At 71.7% G+C, this 19335-nt stretch carries 18 protein-coding genes; 7 read left to right on the top strand and 11 right to left on the bottom strand.

What is annotated here, in order from left to right:
• Positions 1–6 precede the first annotated feature (6 nt).
• From NX794_RS14295 to NX794_RS14280, 4 genes are all read right to left on the bottom strand, one after another.
• A complete protein-coding gene (locus NX794_RS14295; protein ID WP_258778892.1) occupies positions 7–2085 on the bottom strand; it encodes a SpoIIE family protein phosphatase in 2079 nt (692 codons plus the stop codon).
• Positions 2086–2376: 291 nt separating this feature from the next.
• A complete protein-coding gene (fomD, locus tag NX794_RS14290; RefSeq protein WP_258778891.1) occupies positions 2377–3066 on the bottom strand; it encodes a cytidylyl-2-hydroxypropylphosphonate hydrolase in 690 nt (229 codons plus the stop codon).
• An 84-nt stretch (positions 3067–3150) separates the two neighbouring features.
• On the bottom strand, positions 3151–4548 hold the full coding sequence (locus NX794_RS14285) for a class II fumarate hydratase (protein WP_428985905.1): 1398 nt from the start codon (positions 4546–4548) through the stop codon (positions 3151–3153).
• Positions 4549–5675: 1127 nt separating this feature from the next.
• A complete protein-coding gene (locus NX794_RS14280; protein ID WP_258778889.1) occupies positions 5676–7346 on the bottom strand; it encodes a fumarate hydratase in 1671 nt (556 codons plus the stop codon).
• A gap of 167 nt (positions 7347–7513) precedes the next feature.
• Here NX794_RS14280 and NX794_RS14275 point away from each other — a divergent pair, with 167 nt between their 5' ends.
• Both NX794_RS14275 and NX794_RS14270 read left to right on the top strand, forming a co-directional pair.
• Positions 7514–8227 carry a DUF1707 SHOCT-like domain-containing protein gene (locus tag NX794_RS14275; protein WP_258778888.1) on the top strand — a complete coding sequence of 238 codons (714 nt, stop codon included), beginning with the start codon at positions 7514–7516 and terminating at the stop codon, positions 8225–8227.
• A 165-nt stretch (positions 8228–8392) separates the two neighbouring features.
• Positions 8393–8773 carry a WhiB family transcriptional regulator gene (locus tag NX794_RS14270; protein ID WP_258778887.1) on the top strand — a complete coding sequence of 127 codons (381 nt, stop codon included), beginning with the start codon at positions 8393–8395 and terminating at the stop codon, positions 8771–8773.
• 93 nt (positions 8774–8866) lie between these two features.
• On the opposite strand, the gene glpX is transcribed toward NX794_RS14270, so the two are convergent.
• Entirely contained in the window at positions 8867–9901 is a 1035-nt protein-coding gene (gene glpX / locus NX794_RS14265; RefSeq protein WP_258778886.1) for a class II fructose-bisphosphatase, read from the bottom strand.
• A gap of 126 nt (positions 9902–10027) precedes the next feature.
• On the opposite strand from glpX, the gene NX794_RS14260 reads away from it, so the two are divergent.
• Positions 10028–10555, top strand: coding sequence for a DUF4245 domain-containing protein (locus NX794_RS14260; protein ID WP_258778885.1), 528 nt, complete (start codon positions 10028–10030; stop codon positions 10553–10555).
• Between the two features lie 107 nt (positions 10556–10662).
• Here the strand turns inward: NX794_RS14260 and NX794_RS14255 are convergent, their stop codons facing one another.
• The 4 genes from NX794_RS14255 to NX794_RS14240 form a co-directional block, all read right to left on the bottom strand.
• Positions 10663–11253 (bottom strand): malonic semialdehyde reductase, encoded by a 591-nt coding sequence (locus NX794_RS14255; RefSeq protein ID WP_258778884.1) that lies wholly within the window; start codon positions 11251–11253, stop codon positions 10663–10665.
• A 140-nt stretch (positions 11254–11393) separates the two neighbouring features.
• Complete coding sequence (locus NX794_RS14250) at positions 11394–11630, bottom strand: exodeoxyribonuclease VII small subunit (RefSeq protein WP_258778883.1); 237 nt, start codon at positions 11628–11630, stop codon at positions 11394–11396.
• Positions 11631–11646: 16 nt separating this feature from the next.
• Positions 11647–12855: an exodeoxyribonuclease VII large subunit gene (gene xseA / locus NX794_RS14245; RefSeq protein ID WP_258778882.1), complete on the bottom strand. Its 1209-nt coding sequence runs from the start codon at positions 12853–12855 to the stop codon at positions 11647–11649.
• A 20-nt stretch (positions 12856–12875) separates the two neighbouring features.
• The gene (locus NX794_RS14240) at positions 12876–14261 is read right to left on the bottom strand and encodes an APC family permease (RefSeq protein ID WP_258778881.1); all 1386 of its coding nucleotides are present in this window, start codon (positions 14259–14261) and stop codon (positions 12876–12878) included.
• Between the two features lie 65 nt (positions 14262–14326).
• Here NX794_RS14240 and NX794_RS14235 point away from each other — a divergent pair, with 65 nt between their 5' ends.
• Together NX794_RS14235 and ppgK are read left to right on the top strand one after the other, a co-directional pair.
• Complete coding sequence (locus NX794_RS14235) at positions 14327–15352, top strand: 4-hydroxy-3-methylbut-2-enyl diphosphate reductase (RefSeq protein ID WP_258778880.1); 1026 nt, start codon at positions 14327–14329, stop codon at positions 15350–15352.
• Positions 15353–15393: 41 nt separating this feature from the next.
• Entirely contained in the window at positions 15394–16140 is a 747-nt protein-coding gene (gene ppgK / locus NX794_RS14230) for a polyphosphate--glucose phosphotransferase (RefSeq protein ID WP_258778879.1), read from the top strand.
• Positions 16141–16171: 31 nt separating this feature from the next.
• Here the strand turns inward: ppgK and NX794_RS14225 are convergent, their stop codons facing one another.
• Entirely contained in the window at positions 16172–16786 is a 615-nt protein-coding gene (locus NX794_RS14225; RefSeq protein WP_428985904.1) for a DUF6542 domain-containing protein, read from the bottom strand.
• Between the two features lie 180 nt (positions 16787–16966).
• On the opposite strand from NX794_RS14225, the gene ychF reads away from it, so the two are divergent.
• Positions 16967–18055 carry a redox-regulated ATPase YchF gene (gene ychF, locus NX794_RS14220; protein WP_258778877.1) on the top strand — a complete coding sequence of 363 codons (1089 nt, stop codon included), beginning with the start codon at positions 16967–16969 and terminating at the stop codon, positions 18053–18055.
• Positions 18056–18166: 111 nt separating this feature from the next.
• On the opposite strand, the gene NX794_RS14215 is transcribed toward ychF, so the two are convergent.
• Positions 18167–18748 carry a Uma2 family endonuclease gene (locus NX794_RS14215; protein ID WP_258778876.1) on the bottom strand — a complete coding sequence of 194 codons (582 nt, stop codon included), beginning with the start codon at positions 18746–18748 and terminating at the stop codon, positions 18167–18169.
• A gap of 186 nt (positions 18749–18934) precedes the next feature.
• On the opposite strand from NX794_RS14215, the gene NX794_RS14210 reads away from it, so the two are divergent.
• Positions 18935–19063, top strand: a complete 129-nt coding sequence (locus NX794_RS14210) for a hypothetical protein (protein WP_258778875.1) — start codon at positions 18935–18937, stop codon at positions 19061–19063.
• Positions 19064–19335: the final 272 nt, after the last annotated feature.

The raw sequence follows: 19335 nt of genomic DNA, 5'->3' as shown, positions 1-19335 counted from the left end.
CCGTGCTCAGCGGTTCAGCTCGAACCACACCACCTTGCCGGTGCTCAGCCGGGTCGCGCCCCAGCGCCGGGCCAGCCGGTTGACCAGGAACAGACCCCGGCCGCCCTCGTCCGTGGCCCGCGCCTGCCGCAGCCGGGGCAGCTGCGGCACGTCGTCGCCGACCTCGCAGCGCAGCACGTTCGTGCGCAGCAGCCGGAGCGTCACCGGGCGCTCGGTGTACCGGACGGCGTTGGTGACGACCTCGCTGACCAGCAGCTCCACCGAGTCCGTCAGCTCCTCCAGGTTCCAGCGGCTGAGCGCGCGCCGGGCCAGCCGGCGGGCCTGGCCGGGGGCGGAGTCCTCCGGGTCCAGCGTCCAGTAGGCGACATCGCTCGGCGCGATCCCGTCGAAGCGGGCGGCGAGCAGCGCGATGTCGTCGTCCCGGTCGCCCGGGCCGAGCATGTCCAGCACCTCGTCGCACAGGGCTTCCAGTGGCGGCGGATGGTCCGGGCCGGTCAACTGGGCGGTCGCGGCCAGCCGTTCACGCAGCTGCTCTATGCCGGTCCACACGTCCCGCAGCCGGGACTCCACCAGGCCGTCGGTGTAGAGCAGCAGCGTGGCCCCGGCCGGCGCGTCCAGCTCGACCGCCTCGAAGTCCACCCCGCCGACACCGATCGGCGCGCCCGGCGGCACCCGCAGCACCTCGGCCCGGCCGCCCAGGTGCAGCAGCACGGGCGGCGGATGACCGGCGTTGGCGATGGTGATGCGATGGGTGACCGGGTCGTAGACCGCGTACAGACAGGTCGCCATGCGGTCGGTGCCCAGCCGCTGCGCCTGCTCGTCCAGGTGGTGCAGCACCTCCTGCGGCGGCAGGTCGAGACCGGCCAGGGTCTGCGCGGTGGTGCGCAGCTGGCCCATGATCGCCGCCGAGGTCATGGAGTGCCCCATGACGTCACCGACCACCAGCGCCACCCGGCTGCCGGGCAGCGGGATCGCGTCGTACCAGTCGCCGCCCACCCGCGCCGTCTCCGCCGCCGGCAGATACCGGGACGCGAGGCGGACACCGGTCGGCCGGGGCAGGGTCTCGGGCAGCATGGTGCGCTGCAACTCGTCGGCGATGTAGGCCTCCCGGCCGTACAGCACCGCCTTGTCGATGCCGAGCGCGCTGTGCGTGGCCAGCTGCGCCGCCACCAGCAGGTCGTCCGCCTCGAACGCGGGCCGCTCCGGGCGGCGCAGGAACAGGGCCGCGCCGATCACCCGGCGCCGGCCGCGCAGCGGCGCGAGGATCGCGTGCTGCCCGTCCGGCACCACCTCCTCGCCGCCCTCACCGAGCAGCTCGGGCAGCGCCTCCCGGGCGGCGGGGGTGTCCGCGAACACCGGGCGCACCCCGCGCAGCACCTCGTTCAGCGCGCCGCCGGGCCGTACCTCGCACAGCTCGGTGGTCAGCGCGGACAGGTCGGCCAGCGCGGTCGCCTCCGGGTCCGGCTCGAAGGCCGGCGGCAGCAGCACGCCGTCGGTGTCCCGTTCCTCCGGTATCCGGTCGGTACGGCGCAGCCGCAGCACCACCGGACCGGTGGGCCGCTCGTCGCCGACCGGCAGCGGATCGCGCAGGTAGACCAGGATCGCGTCCGAGAACGTCGGCACGGTGGCCCGGCACAGGCCCATCACGATCTCGTCGAGGTCGAGACCGCGGGCGATCCGCCGGGTGGCCGCGCCCACGAAGCGCAGCCGGTCGCCGTCGCGCCGCATCGGCATCGGCCGGCCCGGGGGCAGCCCCCGGCCGGTACGGCGCTCCGGGCCGCCGGAGCCCCGGTCCTGCTCGGCGCCGGGCTGCGGCGGGATGGCCTCCGGTGCCGGGCGCGGGCGGTGGGCGCCGGGCTCGGTGGCGGCGGGCTGGGAGTGCTCGGGGCCGTTGACTGGGGTCTCCTTCCCCTTGCCGTCCTCGCCGTCCTTGCCGCGGGGAGCGGCGGCCGTCCCCTCGGGCCGGGCCTGGACCGGTAACCCGGTGCCGCCGGGCGGCTTCCGGGTACGCGGAAGCGCCCCGCGGCTCTCCGCGGGGTCGACGCCCGGCTGGGGGCGTTCGAAGGAGGTGGGCTGCTCCGTCACGCGTGTCGCATCCATCCGTCCGGGGCTGCGCGCCCGGCGCGCAGTCGGTCCCGCAGAAATCCCGATACCCGCAATACGTGCCCCGGGAACGGATTTCCCGCGGGCGCGGAGATTGTCGCCGTGCCACCGGCGCGGCCGCGGCGGCCGGCGGTTGTGCCCTGGTGCCCCTCGCTCACGTCTGCCGCCCCTCGGTGACGATAGATCAAGCCTGTTCCGTGCTCCGGCAGTTGCCTTAGCGCGCTCTTGCGGAGGACGATCCTACGTTTCTTGCCCGGGGGCGCATCAAGGGTCTCATGAGGACACGTGCGCGGGCGTACGGTCCCAGTCGTCGGGCAGCGGGGGCACCTCCCAGGACGGATCGGGCCGCCACCGCGGCCAGCCGTCGCCGAACGGCGGCACCCAGGCCTCGATGGCCGCGACCGCGTCCCGCCCGGCCTCCCGCGCCCGCTCGGCGGTCGCCGGGTCCATCAGTCCGTCCCGCTGGGCCTGGGCGAACTCGTCCTCGTCCCGCCAGTGCCAGGTGCGGTCCGGGTGCACGGAGATGTCCAGGAAATAGTCCTCGGAGTCCACTCCACCGGCCCAACGGACGAGTGGCTGCTCCAGGTTGACGTACCAGTTCTTGAAGCGCCAGCCCGGCTCCCAGAACAGCCACACCGACCAGGGCCGGCCGGGCAGGGCGAGCTTGAGCACGCCGGTGCCGAACCAGCGGTCCCGCTGGACGGTGCGCGGCTTGGTGTAGCGGGAGCGCAGCGGCTCCTGGTGCACCGGCGTGCCGTCGGCCATGACCGGCCGGACGCACTCGGTACCGGGCGCCATCCACACGGCGAGCAGTTCCGAGTCGTCCCGGACGACGGTGACGGGGCGGGCGATGTGGACGTGCTCACCGGCGTTCTCCCGGTAGCGCCACAGGATGCGCGTTCCGGGGGTCCAGTACGCGACAGGTCCCGCTTCCACTCGTGTCACCGCTCCGTCGTCCGTCATGCACAGATATTAGGTGCCGTAGGCATACGACGCTCCGGCGCGTGCCACGGTTGTACGGCGCCGGCCGGAAAGGTTCGTCCGGTGTTACGGCCGTGTCATCCGCAGGACATCCAGGGCCTCGTCGAGCTGCTGGAGCGTCAGGTCGCCGCGCTCCACGTACCCGCCCTCCAGGACCACCTCGCGGATGGTCCTGCGCTCGGCGAGGGACTTCTTGGCGACCTTCGCGGCCTCCTCGTAGCCGATGTACTTGTTCAGCGGGGTCACCACGGAGGGGGACGACTCGGCGTACTCGCGGGTGCGTTCGCGGTCGGCGGTGATGCCGTCCACGGTCCGGTCGGCCAGCAGCCGGGAGACGTTGGCGAGCAGCCGGATCGACTCCAGCACGTTCTTGGCGAGGACCGGGAGCATCACGTTCAGCTCGAAGTTGCCGGCCGCGCCCGCGGTGGTGATGGTGGCGTCGTTGCCGATGACCTGGGCGGCGACCATCAGCACGGCCTCGGGTACCACCGGGTTGACCTTGCCGGGCATGATCGAGGAGCCGGGCTGGAGGTCGGGCAGCCGGATCTCGGCGAGGCCGGTGCGCGGTCCGGAGGACATCCAGCGCAGATCGTTCGCGATCTTCGTCAGGCCGACCGCGATGGTCCGCAGCTGTCCGCTGGTCTCCACGACGCCGTCCCGGGCGCCCTGCGCCTCGAAGTGGTCGCGGGCCTCGGTGAGCGGCAGCCCGGTGGTGCGGGCGACCTCCTCGATGACGGCGCCGGAGAACCCGTGCGGGGTGTTGATGCCGGTGCCGACCGCGGTGCCGCCGAGCGGCAGTTCCGCGAGCCGGGGCAGCGAGGCGCGCAGCCGCTCGACGCCGTACCTGACCTGCGCCGCGTAGCCGCCGAACTCCTGGCCGAGGGTCACCGGGGTGGCGTCCATCAGGTGCGTGCGCCCGGACTTCACCACGTCCGCGAACTCGTCCGCCTTGCGCTCCAGGGCGGCGGCCAGGTGCTCCAGGGCCGGGACCAGGTCGTGGGTGACGGCCGCGGTGGCCGCGATGTGCAGGGAGGACGGGAAGACGTCGTTGGACGACTGCGAGGCGTTCACGTGGTCGTTGGGGTGCACGTCCCGGCCGAGCCGCTCGGTGGCGAGGGTCGCGATCACCTCGTTGGCGTTCATGTTGGACGAGGTTCCCGACCCCGTCTGGAACACGTCCACCGGAAAGTGTTCGTCCCACCTGCCCGCCGCGACCTCCCCGGCCGCCTCCTGGATGGCCTCCGCGATGTCCTTGTCCAGCACCCCCAGTCGGGCGTTCACCTTCGCCGCGGCCGCCTTCACCCGCGCCAGCGCCTCGATATGGGCCCGCTCGATCCGCTGCCCGGACACCGGGAAGTTCTCGACGGCCCGCTGCGTCTGCGCCCGCCACTTGGCACCGGCCGGCACCCGCACCTCCCCCATGGAGTCGTGCTCGATCCGGTACTGCGGCTCTTCGGTCGTCATCGTCATACCTCCGTCAGACGTGAGCGGTCGTCGCGGCATGCGTATTCCCTGCGCAACCGCCGGCCAGTACACCCGGGGCCGACCCCGCCCCCGGAGAGGCGGAAGGCGGGGACGGCCGACGCCGGCACGATGGCCACCCCGTCGGAGCCCTTCGCTCGACTCGCTCGCCGAACGGCCCCACTCGGCCCGCCCGGCGTCCGAGGATGTGGCGGTCAGACCGGAAGGAGCCTGGGGTGTGCCCTGCCGGGGCGGAACGCGGGGGCGGCCTCCGTCGCCGCGATGGCCGCCTCGGTGGAGTCTCCGGCTCGTTCTGCTCGCCGGATGGCGTCACTCGGCCCGCCCGGTGTCCGGGGAGGTGGCGGTCAGGGCGGAAGGGGCCTGGGGTGGTGCCCTGCGGGGGCGGAAGGCGGGGGTGGCCGCCGTTGTCGCGAGGGTCGCTTCGGTTGCGCCTTGTGGTCGGCTTGTCCGTCGGAGGGCATCACCGGCCTGTGTGGTCGTCGGGCCGGAGGGGCCCGGAGTGGCGCCCTGTCGGGGTGCGCGGGCGATACCGGCCGCGCGGAGGTGTCGTGGCCCACGCCGGAGCGCCGGGGCGGCCGTCTCGGCGGACCCCCGTGGTCAGCTTGTTCGTCGGATGGTGTCACTCGGCCCGCCCGGTGTCCGGGGAGGTGGCCGTCAGGGCGGAAGGGGCCCGGGCCGGCGTGCTGCCGGGGCGCGGGACGGTGCTCTTCCGGGGGAGGCGGAGCGCCGGAGCGGCCTCCGCTGTCGCGAGGGTCGCTTCGGCTGCGCCTTGTGGTCGGCTTGTCCGTCGGAGGGCATCACCGGCCCGTGTGGCCGTCGGGCCGGAGGGGCCCGGGGTGGCGTGCTGCCGGGGTGCGCGGGCGGTACCGGCCGCGCGGAGGTGCCGTGGCGCACGCCGGAACGCCGAGGCGGCCGCCTCGGCGGACCTCCGCGGTCAGCTTGTTCGCCGGACGGCACCCGTCAGCCCGTCCGGCGTTCGAGGACAAGGCCGCCCAGGCCTGCGCGGGGTCTGGGGCGCAGCCCCAGCGGGGTCGAAGGGGCGGAGCCCCTGGGATGGGACGGGTAGGGGCGGCGGGGGCGAGAACCGCCCCTGCCGCGCCCGAGAGGCCCTAGGCCAGCCCAGGCCCCCGTACCGGAATGGACGTGAACGTCGGTGCCGGGGCCGGGTCCTGGAAGAAGTCGTTGCCCTTGTCGTCCACCACGATGAACGCCGGGAAGTCCTCGACCTCGATCTTCCAGACCGCCTCCATGCCCAGTTCCTCGTACTCCACGACCTCCACCTTCTTGATGCAGTCCTGGGCGAGGCGGGCGGCCGGACCGCCGATGGAGCCGAGGTAGAAGCCGCCGTGCGCACCGCACGCGTCGGTGACCTGCTTGCTGCGGTTGCCCTTGGCGAGCATCACCCTGGAGCCGCCCGCCGCCTGGAACTGCGCCACGTAGGAGTCCATGCGGCCGGCCGTCGTCGGGCCGAAGGAACCGGAGGCGTAGCCCTCGGGGGTCTTGGCCGGACCGGCGTAGTACACCGGGTGGTCCTTCAGGTACTGCGGCATCTCCTCGCCCGCGTCCAGCCGCTCCTTGATCTTGGCGTGCGCGATGTCGCGGGCCACGACCAGCGGACCGGTCAGCGAGAGCCGCGTCTTCACCGGGTACTTGGTCAGCTCCGCGAGGATCGTGTCCATCGGCTGGTTGAGGTCGATCTTCACGACGTCACCGGACTCGTCCAGGTGCTCGTCCGTGGTGTCGGGCAGGAACCGCGCCGGGTCCGTCTCCAGCTGCTCCAGGAACACGCCCTCGGCGGTGATCTTCGCGACGGCCTGCCGGTCGGCCGAGCAGGACACGGCGATGGCGACCGGGCAGGACGCGCCGTGCCGGGGCAGGCGCACCACGCGCACGTCGTGGCAGAAGTACTTGCCGCCGAACTGCGCGCCGATCCCGATCTTCTGCGTCAGCTCGAAGACCTTCTCCTCCAGCTCCTTGTCCCGGAACCCGTGCCCGAGCGGCGAGCCCTCGGCCGGCACGTTGTCCAGGTAGTGCGCTGAGGCGTACTTGGCGGTCTTCAGCGCGTACTCGGCGCTGGTGCCGCCGACCACGATCGCCAGATGATACGGCGGGCAGGCGGCCGTACCGAGCGAGCGGATCTTCTCCTCCAGGAACCGCATCATGGAGGCCTCGTTCAGGACGGCCTTCGTCTCCTGGTACAGGAAGGACTTGTTGGCGGAGCCGCCGCCCTTGGCCATGAACAGGAACTTGTAGGCGCCGCCGTCGGCCGCGTACAGCTCGATCTGGGCGGGGAGGTTGGAGCCGGTGTTCTTCTCCTCCCACATGGTGAGCGGGGCCATCTGCGAGTAGCGCAGGTTGAGCCTGGTGTAGGCGTCGTAGATGCCGTGCGAGAGGTGCTTCTCGTCCTCGCCGGCCGTCAGCACGTTCTGTCCGCGCTTGCCCATGACGATCGCCGTGCCGGTGTCCTGGCACATCGGCAGCACCCCGGCCGCCGCGATGTTGGCGTTCTTCAGCAGGTCCAGCGCGACGAACTTGTCGTTGGCGCTGGCCTCCGGGTCGTCGATGATGCGGCGCAGCTGTGCGAGGTGGGCCGGGCGCAGGTAGTGCTGGATGTCGTGGACGGCCTCCTCGGCGAGCTTGCGCAGCGCCTCCGGCTCCACCTTGAGGAACGTGCGCCCGTCCGGTCCCTCGACGGTGGAGACGCCCTCGGAGGTCACCAGCCGGTACGGGGTGGTGTCCTCTCCCTGGGGGAGCAGGTCGGTGTACGCGAACTCAGGCATCTCAGCCTATTCCTCACTCTGACGGACGGGCCCCGCCGACGCTGGCGGGCCCGTCCAGCGTAGGACCTGCTCCGGAGCCGGAACCTGTGAGGTAAGGCTCAGTTCGACACGCCCGGGGTTATCCACACCCCTGGTCGCGATCTATCGCGTTTCGGTACGCTGCTGCCGTGGACCTTCAGAAGCCCGCCCCCATCCAGGACGCCGGACCGCGCGTCACCGAACTGCGCGCCTCGGACGCCGACCGCGACCGGGTAGCCGACATGCTCCGCGAGGCCCTCGCCGAGGGCCGCCTGACCCCCGACGAACACGCCGAGCGTGTCGACGGGGTGCTGCACGCCAAGACGGTGGGCGAGCTGGACGTCTTCATACGGGACCTGCCCGCCGCCCACCAGCGCCAGGGCGCCCCCGCCTACACACCCGTCCCGCCCCGGCCGACCGCCGGTGCCATACCGGCCGAGGCCGACGCCAACGTGGTCGCGGTGTTCTCCAGCGCCGTGCGCCGGGGCCGCTGGCGCGCCGGCCGCCGGCTGCACGCGTACGCGGTCTTCGGTTCGGTCGAGATCGACCTCAGCGAGGCGATCTTCGAGTACCAGCAGGTCGTCATCAAGGCCTTCGCCGTCTTCGGCAAGGTCCAGATCCGGGTGCCGGAGAACATCTCGCTGCGCGGCACCGGCGGCGGAGTGCTGGGCGCCTTCGAGGTGAGCCCGCTGGACTCGGCGGAGTCCGACGCCCCCGTGGTCTACGTCGACGGCTGGGCCGTCTTCGGCAACGTGGAGGCGCGCCCCAGACGCGGCAAGCTCGTCGCCGACATCCTCGAACGCGTCCAGGACCGCGTGCAGGACAAGCTGGACCGGAAGCTGCGCAGACACCTCGACTGGTGACGAGCGTGCACCTCGACCGGTGACGACCGTTGACGCCTGCGAACCGGGGGGCGTGAACGAGCCGTCGTGCGCCCGCGCCCGTCGACGCTGTGCATAGGCGCGCGTACAGCGGGTAGGCCTTGCTGCATCGTCTCTCGCTCGCGAAGCCGTCGTCAGGAGTAGGCCGTGCTGCAACCGCCGCATTCGTCCCTGCAGGTAGCTGCTGTGCCGGCCCAGCGGGTACCGGCGCGGGACAGGGACCAAGACGCGCCCTGGCACACCGAGGCGGTGTGCCGGCGTGACGAGGCGGGCCTGTTCTTCGCACCGTCGAAGGAGCCCACCGCCGCGCGGCTCTCCCGCGAGGAGGCGGCCAAGCGCGTCTGCGCCCGCTGCCCGGTCATGGTCGAGTGCCGTGAACACGCCCTGCTCCAGCCCGAGCCCTACGGCGTCTGGGGCGGCCTCACCGCCGCGGAGCGCCGCGTGGTCCTGGCCCGGCGCCGCCGCCGCGAGATGGAGCTGAAGAAGGCGTCCCGGGCGACCGCGGCGGCCGACCGCATAGCGGGCTGAGCGAGGCCACGGACCGACGGAAGGGGCGCGCCCGCTCCGCACCGAGGGCGTGCCCCTTCTCCGCTCAGCCGCTCGGGCCCGCAGGCCCGGCGGTCACTTGGCCCGGTCGAAGTCGACCGCGCTGTAGGCCCGCAGCTTGCGCAGTCGGTGCTCGGAGTCGATCCGCCGTACCGTCCCCGACTTCGACCGCATCACGATCGACTCGGTCAGCGCGGTCTCCGAGCGGTAGCGCACCCCGCGCAGCAGTTCGCCGTCGGTGATGCCGGTCGCCACGAAGAAGACGTTCTCCCCGGAGACCAGGTCGTCGGTGGTCAGGACGCGGTCCAGGTCGTGGCCCGCGTCGATCGCCCGCTGCCGCTCCTCGTCGTCCTTGGGCCACAGCTTGCCCTGGATCGTGCCGCCGAGGCACTTCACGGCGCAGGCCGAGATGATGCCCTCGGGGGTGCCGCCGATGCCGAGCAGCAGGTCGACGCCGGTGCCCTCGCGCAGCGCGTACACCGAGCCGGCGACATCGCCGTCGGAGATCAGCTTGATCCGCGCGCCCGCCTCCCGGACCTCCCGGATCAGGCCCTCGTGCCGCGGCCGGTCCAGGATGACGACGGTGACGTCCTCCGGCGCGGACCGCTTGGCCTTGGCGATCCGCCGGATGTTCACCGCCACCGGGGCGTCGATGTCGACGAAGTCCGCCGCCTCGGGCCCGGTGACCAGCTTGTCCATGTAGAACACGGCGGACGGGTCGAACATGGCGCCGCGCTCGGCGGCGGCCAGGACGGCGATGGCGTTGGGCATGCCCTTGGCGGTCAGCGTGGTGCCGTCGATCGGGTCGACGGCGATGTCGACCTCGGGGCCGGTGCCGTCGCCCACGTGCTCCCCGTTGAAGAGCATCGGGGCTTCGTCCTTCTCGCCCTCGCCGATGACGACGACGCCGTTCATCGACACGGTGGAGACGAGGGTCCGCATGGCACGCACCGCGGCACCGTCGGCGCCGTTCTTGTCGCCGCGCCCCACCCAGCGGCCCGCTGCCATGGCGGCGGCCTCGGTCACCCGGACGAGCTCCAGGGCGAGGTTGCGGTCGGGTGCCTCGGAGGGGACATCGAGCTCGGACGGCAGGTGATGATTTTCGGTCATCGGAGCGCACCTTTCTGATACGACGACGGCCGGATGAGGGTCTGCCTCCGACTCTATCGTCAGGCAGATAAAATGAGCAGGGGACCCCACGGATGAGCGCCCGGGGCACCTGCGACGATAGGGGGCGTGGCAGGTTCGAACGGCAAGCAGAAGACGGCCCGGGACATGATCCTCTCCCTGGCGCTCATCGGGATCGCGGCGTTGGTCGTCTACTTCCTCGCCATCCCGCACGACGATCACTCTCCCGACCTCCAGCGGGTCGACTACCGGGTCGAGCTGCTCACGGCCCGGCGCGCGGTGAGCTACCCCGTCGCCGCGCCCGAGGGGCTGCCGAGTACCTGGAAGGCGACCTCCGTACGCTTCCAGGGCGAGAAGTCCGACCGCTGGCACCTCGGCTTCCAGACCCCGGACGAGCAGTACGTGCAGGTCGAGCAGTCCACCCTGAAGCCGTCCGAGTTCATCGACGACGCCACCCAGGGCGCCTCGGCGACCAAGCGGACCGAGCGGATCGGCGACCACACCTGGACCCGCTACACCGGCGGCCGCTACGACGCCCTCGTGCTGCGCGACACCCCCGGCGCCACCACGGTGGTGGCCGGCACCGCGTCCTTCACGGAGCTGAAGCGGATGGCGACGGCGCTGGAGATGAAGTAGCCCGGGGCGCGCGGCCCGGCGAGCACCACGAAGGCCCCCCGGCCGATGCCAGGGGGCCTTCGCCATGCGTACGTTCGCGCGCCGGTGTCCGCTCGGACGATGTCCGCTCAGACGGTGGTGACGACGTCGTCGTAGGACAGGCGCGGGGAGCGCGGGTACCAGGCGTCCGGGCCCGGGCGGCCGATGTTGACGATCATCAGCGGGGTGTGGTCGTCGTCCAGGAACTCCTTGCGGACGCCCTCGAAGTCGAAGCCGGTCATCGGGCCGGCGGCGAGACCGGCGGCGCGGACGCCCACGATGAAGTAACCGGCCTGGAGCGCGGCGTTGAGGGCCGCGGAGCCCTCACGGGCCGCGCGCTGGGAGAAGAAGGCGTCCTTGGCGGCCGGGAAGGCCGGGAACAGGGCCGGCAGCTCCTCGTGGAACTCGTTGTCCGCGGCGAGGATCGCGACCAGCGGCGCGGCGGCGGTCTTGGGCCGGTTGCCCTCGGCCATGAGCGGCACCAGGCGCTCGCGGGCCTCGGGGGAGCGGACCAGGGTGACGCGCAGCGGGGTCTGGTTGAAGGCGGTCGGCCCGTACTTGACCAGGTCGTAGATCGCCTGCATCTGCTCCTCGGTCACCGGCTCGTCGGTGAAGGTGTTCGCGGTGCGGGCCTCGCGGAACAGCAGGTCCTGGGCAGCGGGGTCAAGAACGAGAGACATGCGTGACTTCCTGGGGTGTGCGTCCGGTCCGAGGTTCCGGACCGGCTGACACACCGACCCTACGCCAGGAGAATTTCAAAGTTCAACAAAAAGCGGGGCCAGGTGATCCGCTTCACAGCCCCGTCGCGTTCCGGCGCCCGCTACTCGCCGTCCTCCCCCGCCGCCGCCGACTCCTCCTCGGCCAGCGCCGCGTCCAGCCGGGCCCGGGCGCCCTCCAGCCAGCGCCGGCAGACCTTGGCCAGTTCCTCGCCGCGCTCCCACAGGGCGAGGGACTCCTCCAGCGTCGTACCACCCGCCTCCAACCGCCGGACGACCTCGATCAGCTCGTCCCGCGCCTGCTCGTACGAGAGCGCCGCCTCGTCCGCCGTGCCCGTCATTTCTCCACCTTGCCGGTCATTTCTCCACCCTCACCGTGAATTCGCCGTCCGCGACCCGGGCCCGCAGCGCCTCTCCCGAGGCTGCCTCCGCCGGGTCCCGGACCACATGCCCGTCGGCCTTCTGGAGCACCGCGTAGCCGCGCTTGAGCGTCGCCGCGGGGGAGAGGCCGACCACCCGCGCGTGGGTGTGCGTCAGCTCCGAGTCCGCGCGGTCCAGCAGATGCCCGAGGGTGCGCCGGCTCCGCTCGACCAGGGACGCGACGTGGTCGGCCCGCTCGTCGACCATCCGGTGCGGGTCCTCTATCGAGGGCCGGGCCAGCGCGTGCGCCAGCCCCCGCGCCTCGCGCTCCACGAACGCGCCCACACACCGCCGGGCCCGGTCCCGCAGCATCCGCACCCGCTCGAACTCCTCGCCCACGTCCGGCACGACCTTCTTCGCCGCGTCGGTCGGGGTGGAGGCGCGCAGGTCGGCGACATGGTCGAGCAGCGGGTTGTCCGGCTCGTGCCCGATGGCCGACACGACGGGCGTACGGCACGCGGCCACCGCCCGCACCAGCTGCTCGTCGGAGAACGGGAGCAGGTCCTCCACGCTGCCGCCGCCGCGCGCGACGACGATGACGTCCACGTCCTCGATCGCGTCCAGCTCCTTCACCGCCTGCACGACCCCCGGCACCGCGTGCACGCCCTGCACCGCCACGTTGCGCACCTCGAAGCGGACGGCGGGCCAGCGGTGCCGGGCGTTCTCCAGCACGTCCCGCTCAGCGGCGGAGGCACGGCCGCAGACCAGCCCGATCAGCTGCGGCAGGAACGGCAGCGGCTTCTTGCGCTCCGGCGCGAACAGCCCCTCGGCGGCCAGCGCCTTCTTCAATCGCTCCAGCCGGGCGAGCAGCTCGCCGACGCCGACGGGCTTGATCTCGGCGGCCCGCAGCGACAGCTGACCGCGCGGCGCGTACCACTCGGGCTTCGCCAGGACGACGACGCGGGCGCCCTCGCCGACGAGGTCCGCGACGGCGTCGAAGACCTGCCGGTAGCAGGTCACGCTCACCGAGATGTCGTACGACGGGTCGCGCAGCGTCAGGAAGACCACGCCGGCACCCGGGCGGCGCGACAACTGGGTGATCTGCCCCTCGACCCACACCGCGCCGAGCCGGTCGATCCACCCCCCGATCATCCGGGACACCTCACCGACGGGGAGCGGCGCGTCGGGGGACGTGTTGGCAGCCATGCGCCGAGGGTAACGGTCCCCTACGACAGCGAGGGGTTCCGCGGCTGTCGGGACCGGCGGCGCTGGATCAGCAGCACCACCAGACCCACCGCCAGCCACACCGCGCCCACCGCCTGGGCGACGCCGGCCGCCGCCACGATCACCGCCAGCGTGATCGCCGCTCCCGCCACCGGCACCAGCACGTGCCGCCACCAGCTCACCTGGCCGCCGGACCGTCGTAGCGCGAAGTAGCCCAGCACGGCGGCGTGCAGCAGGGTGAAGGCCGTCAGCGCGCCCACGTCGACCACCGAGACCAGCTTGTCGAGGCCGTCGTCGCGCCGGGCCGCCCACCCGGCCGCGACCAGCGTCACCACCGCCGCGCACAGCAGGGCGACCCGGGGCACACCCGAGTCGGTCCGTGCCAGGACCCGCGGCAGCCGCCGGTCCCGGGCCATCGCGAACAGCAGCCGCCCGGCCGCGGCCTGCCCCGCGAGCGCCGCGAACGCCGCCCCGACCGCCTTGCTCGCCGCGACCAGGTCGTGCAGCCAGCCGCCGACGGAGGTGTCGACCGCGTCGTAGAACGCCGAGCCCTGCAAGCCCGGCGCGGCGGCCAGCCGCGCGGACGGCGTCGGCTCCAGCAGCGCCACCAGGTACGTCTGCGCCACGAACAGCACCCCGGCCAGCGCCAGACAGCACAGCAGCGCCCGCGCCACCTTCCGCGAACCGCCGGTGACCTCCTCGGCGAACGTCGCGATCGCGTCGAAGCCCAGGTACGACAGCACCGCCACCGACACCGCCCCGAGCACCGCCGACAACGCGAACGCCCCCTGCGTGCCGTCACCCGTCAGCGGCGACAGCCACCCCCGCGCGGCCCCGTCCCGCGCCAGCACCACCACCGCCGACACCACGAACACCAGCAGGACGACGACCTCAAGGGCCAACACCAGGAAGCCCACGCGCGCGGCGGCCCGTACGCCCCAGAGGTTGAGCAGCGTCGTCGCCAGCACCGCGAGCGCCGTCCACACCCAGCGGGACACCTCCGGCACCAGCGCGTTCATCGCGATCCCGGAGAACAGGTACGCCACCGCCGGGATCAGCACGTAGTCGAGCATCACCATCCAGCCCGCGACGAACCCCGCCCCGTCCCCGAGCCCCGCGCGCGCGTAGGCGAACACCGATCCCGCCTGCGGTACGACCCGCACCATCTGCGCGTAGCTGAACGCGGTGAACGCCATCGCCACCGTCGCCACCAGGTACACCAGCGCCACCGCGCCGTGCGAGCGCGCGTCCAGCGCCCCGAAGACGCCGACCGGGGCCATCGGGGCGATGAACAGCAGCCCGTAGACCACCAGGTCCCGGAAGCCCAGGCTGCGGCGCAGCCGCCGGCGGGCGTCGACCACGGAGGACGTCGTTCCGGTGTCGGACATGGGACACAGTCTTCCCCGGCGGAGCGCGCCGACGCGATCTCCGCGCCGCCGAACGCGGCCTTACGATGGGACGCATGACCGCTTCGCCTGGCCGCCGTGTCCTGCTCGCCGCACCCCGAGGCTACTGCGCGGGTGTGGACCGCGCCGTGATCGCCGTCGAGAAGGCCCTCGAACAGTACGGGGCCCCGATCTACGTCCGGCACGAGATCGTCCACAACAAGTACGTCGTGCAGACCCTGGAGAGGAAGGGCGCGATCTTCGTCGAGCGGACCGAGGAGGTTCCGCCCGGCAACATCGTCATGTTCTCCGCGCACGGCGTCGCGCCCACGGTGCACGACGAGGCCGCGCGGGGCCGGCTCGCCACCATCGACGCCACCTGCCCGCTGGTCACCAAGGTCCACAAGGAAGCCGTCCGCTACGCCAAGGACGACTACGACATCCTCCTGATCGGCCACGAGGGCCACGAGGAGGTCATCGGCACCTCCGGCGAGGCCCCCGACCACATCCAGCTGGTCGACGGCCCCGAGGACGTCGCCAAGGTCGAGGTCCGCGACCCCGCGAAGGTGGTGTGGCTCTCCCAGACCACCCTCTCCGTCGACGAGACGATGGAGACGGTCGACGCCCTGAAGACCAAGTTCCCGGGCCTGACCTCCCCGCCGAGTGACGACATCTGCTACGCCACGCAGAACCGCCAGCTCGCCGTGAAGCAGATGGGCGCCGAGGCCGAGCTGGTCATCGTCGTCGGCTCGCGCAACTCCTCCAACTCCAAGCGCCTGGTCGAGGTCGCCAAGCTGGCCGGCTCCCGCGCCGCCTACCTGGTCGACTTCGCCGCCGAGATCGACGAGGCCTGGCTGGACGGCGTCGGCACCGTCGGCGTCACCTCCGGCGCCTCCGTGCCCGAGGTGCTGGTCGAGGAGGTCCTCGCCTACCTCGCCGAGCGCGGCTACGCGGACGTCGAGCTGGTCAAGGCCGCCGAGGAGTCCATCACCTTCTCGCTGCCCAAGGAGCTGCGCCGGGACCTGCGCGACGAGGCCGCCGCCCTGGTCGCGGAGCGCGGCGGCGCGGGCGCCCAGGGGCAGCCCGCCGAGTGACGAGCGTAGTGACGGTCAGTGGAGCGTCGTAACGTGGTGCCATGCAGATCTTCGGCGTGGACATCGGCGGATCCGGGATCAAGGGCGCCCCTGTGGACCTGGACAAGGGCGACCTGGCCCAGGAGCGGTGCAAGGTGCTCACCCCGCACCCGGCGACGCCCGACGGCGTCGCCGACGGGGTCAAGCAGGTCATCGACCACTTCGGCTGGACCGGCCCGGTCGGCCTGACCTTCCCGGGCGTGGTCACCGGCGGCGCGACGATCCGTACGGCGGCGAACGTCGACAAGAGCTGGATCGACACGGACGCGCGCGCGTTGTTCAGCGACCGGCTCGGCGGCCTGCCGGTGCACGTGGTCAACGACGCGGACGCGGCGGGCGTCGCCGAGATGCGCTTCGGCGCCGGCCGGGACCGCGCGGGCACGATCATCCTGCTCACCTTCGGCACCGGCATCGGCAGCGCCGTCTTCACGGACGGCGCCCTGCTCGCGAACACCGAACTGGGCCACCTGGAGCTGGGCGGTCACGACGCGGAGAAGCGGGCCTCCAGCAAGGCCAAGGAGGACCACGACCTGAGCTGGGAGCAGTGGGCGCACCGCGTCCAGAAGTACCTGGCCCACGTGGAGATGCTCTTCTCGCCCTCGCTCTTCATCATCGGCGGCGGGGTCAGCCGCAAGTCGGAGAAGTTCCTGCACTACATCGAGGGCATCCGCGCCGAGATCGTCCCCGCGCAGCTCCAGAACAACGCGGGGATCGTGGGGGCGGCGATGCGGGCGGCGGAACACGCGTAGCGGAGACGCCACCGGCGGTCGCCGACGCCCTTCAGATCCGGCGCCGGCGCCGCCGTACCATCCGCACCGTCCGCACCCGCCGGCCGAGGACGATCACACCGGCGACCAGCGTCCCGCCGTACAGCCAGCTGGCCTGCGTGGCGAGCGCGGTGACGAGGCCCATCAGCCGGCCGAGCAGCCCTCCGCTGCCGTCGGCGACGGGCAGGAGCCCGGTCACGAACGCGATCGGCACCACCACGGGCGCGGTCAGCAGGTCCCCGTCGTGCACCCACAGCGCGGTCAGGGCGCACACCGGCAGGAACAGCACCCCGTAGGCCGTCAGGGACCCGCCGAACAGGAGCAGGTCGAGACAGCCGAGCAGGAACATCGCCAGCGCGCAGAACAGGCCGCTGCCCAGCCCGGTGAGCCGGGGGTTGGGCAGCCGCGGCCCCGGCGCGGGCGGCCGGGGCCCGCGCAGCGCGGCCCGGGGCCGCTCGCCCTCCGCCGGCCGGCGGGGCCTGCCGACGCGTTCACCGCCGGCCGCCGCAGGGCCACCGCCGGGCCTGCGGCGGCCCTGCGACGGCAGGGAACCGGGTGGCATGCCTCGTCGCCTTCCCTCGTGCGATCGCCTTCCGTCGTGCGGTGACCGCGTCCTGTGTTGCTCCACTGGACCAACCTAGGTCTGCTTATGTGCTCAATCGGCCCACAGACACGCCGGTGAACAGAGCTTGGCCGGACGTTCCCCGCTCCCGCGAGCCGCCCCCGCCGGACGCCGTAAACTGGTGGATCGGCCAGTGTCTCTGGCCCCTGGCAGCCCCTGGCCCACTCATCAACGGGAAGTCGCAACGTGTCGCTCACGATCGGAATCGTCGGCCTGCCCAACGTCGGCAAGTCGACCCTGTTCAACGCCCTGACCAAGAACGACGTGCTGGCGGCCAACTACCCGTTCGCCACGATCGAGCCGAACGTCGGCGTCGTCGGCGTCCCCGACGGCCGGCTCGCCAAGCTGGCCTCGATCTTCTCCTCCGAGCGCATCCTTCCGGCCACGGTCGACTTCGTGGACATCGCCGGCATCGTGCGCGGCGCCTCCGAGGGCGAGGGCCTGGGCAACAAGTTCCTCGCGAACATCCGCGAGTCCGACGCGATCTGCCAGGTCATCCGCGCCTTCAAGGACGAGAACGTCGTGCACGTCGACGGCAAGGTCTCGCCGAAGGACGACATCGAGACGATCAACACCGAGCTGATCCTCGCCGACCTCCAGACCATCGAGAAGGTCCTGCCGCGCCTCCAGAAGGAGTCCCGGATCAAGAAGGACATCGCGCCCAAGGTCAAGGCCGTCGAGGAGGCCAAGGAGATCCTGGAGAAGGGCGACACGCTCTTCACGCACGGCATCGTCCAGGGCACCGAGCGCGCCGAGCTGCTGCACGACCTGCACCTGCTCACCACGAAGCCCTTCCTCTACGTCTTCAACGTGGACGAGGACGAACTGGTGGACGAGGACTTCAAGAACGAGCAGCGCGCCCTGGTCGCCCCCGCCGAGGCGATCTTCCTCAACGCCAAGCTGGAGGCAGACCTCGCCGAGCTGGACGAGGAGGAGGCCCTGGAACTCCTGGAGTCCGTCGGCCAGCACGAGCCCGGCCTCGCCACCCTGGCCCGCGTCGGCTTCAACACCCTCGGCCTGCAGACCTACCTCACGGCCGGCCCCAAGGAGTCCCGCGCCTGGACCATCAAGAGGGGCGCCACGGCCCCCGAGGCGGCCGGCGTGATCCACACCGACTTCCAGAAGGGCTTCATCAAGGCCGAGGTCATCTCCTTCGACGACCTGGTCGAGACGGGCTCGATCACCGAGGCACGGGCCAAGGGCAAGGCTCGTATGGAGGGGAAGGAGTATGTGATGCGGGATGGGGATGTGGTGGAGTTTCGGTTCAATGTGTAGCCGGTTCGTTACTGCGAGATAGCGAATTCGTCAAATAGGCGGGTCAGGTGGGGCCGGGCTCTGGTGAGCCCGGCCCCTTCCGGATTCCCGTGCTGACTTGGTGCTGACTTTTCAGCCGCTTCGGGACGGTGTGAGTTTGTCGAGGTTCAGGTTGATCTCGAAGGGCACCGGGCGGTGCAGTGAGCCTCTGAAGATGCCTACGGGTACATGGGTGGCGGTCGGCTCGTCGAGTTCGTATACGTGCACGGCCGGTGCCCCGTCCTCGTCCTCGATGCGCCAGTAATGCGGGATGCCGGCTTCGGCGTACTTGCGGAGCTTGACTGTGCGATCCCGGTGGGCGGACTCGGGCGACACGGCCTCCACGACGAGCTTCACGTCTTCCGGGGCGTACCACGTGCGGTCGGGATCGTAGGGGAGGTCTGTCAGCAGGAGGTCCGGCTCGGGGCGGTTGCGGGCGTCGAGGCGGATCGTCATCTCCCGCTCGACCTCGAAGCCCGTCGGTGCCTGCGCCATGAGTGCGGTGGTCAGCGCGGTGACGAGACGGCCGTGCCACGACCGCTGAGGGGACATCATGAAGACGAGGGCTCCGTCGATCAGCTCGGTGTGGCGCGGTGCTTCCGGGAGGTGGTCCAAGTCCTCCGCGTACCAGCCTTCCGCGCGAGGCGGGCGCATCCAGTCGGGCAGTGCGGTCATGGCTCAACCGTAGCGGCCCGCAGCTGAGGCCGGAGAGCCAACGATCCCCGCCGGAGGACTATCGGCGACTTGCCGCACCACGACCAGCCCCCCACCTGATATCCGGCCGCGAGCGACTTACCGGTCCAGATCGTTGTTGGTCGCCCCATCGCGACCCTGCCTCCAACGCGCCGCATCCTCCTCGTCATGGACGTGGGCCATCAATTGTTCTCCTCGGAGCTGCCCAAGGTCTACGAGTTCCGTGTGGAGTCGGACGGCCCCTTCGGTCGCGTGGACCCGCTCACCTGCACGGTGGATCTCGAAGCTCTCGCGTGATGGATGAGGTGATCCCGTGCTCATTCTGTGCTGACTCGGACCTCTCAGGACCATGTTTCCGCAGGTGGGAGTCCTGTGCTGCGCGTTCCGGTTCAACGTCTGAGCGGATGAAATGACACCACGTCGTTGACGCGACAAAGATGCAGGTCAGATGGGGTCCACCTCTCCGGAGGTGGTCCCCTGGCCTTTCCCCGTGCTGGATGGGTGCTAGATCAGCTGAGGCACCATCAGTCGGTTTCCCTCTCGGATGACACCAAGAGTGGTACGTTATT

This window comes from Streptomyces pyxinicus, assembly GCF_024753135.1.
GTDB classification, from domain to species: domain Bacteria; phylum Actinomycetota; class Actinomycetes; order Streptomycetales; family Streptomycetaceae; genus Streptomyces; species Streptomyces pyxinicus.
The sequence above is the reverse complement of the archived record's forward strand: the minus strand, read 5'-3'. Positions and strand labels throughout refer to the sequence as shown.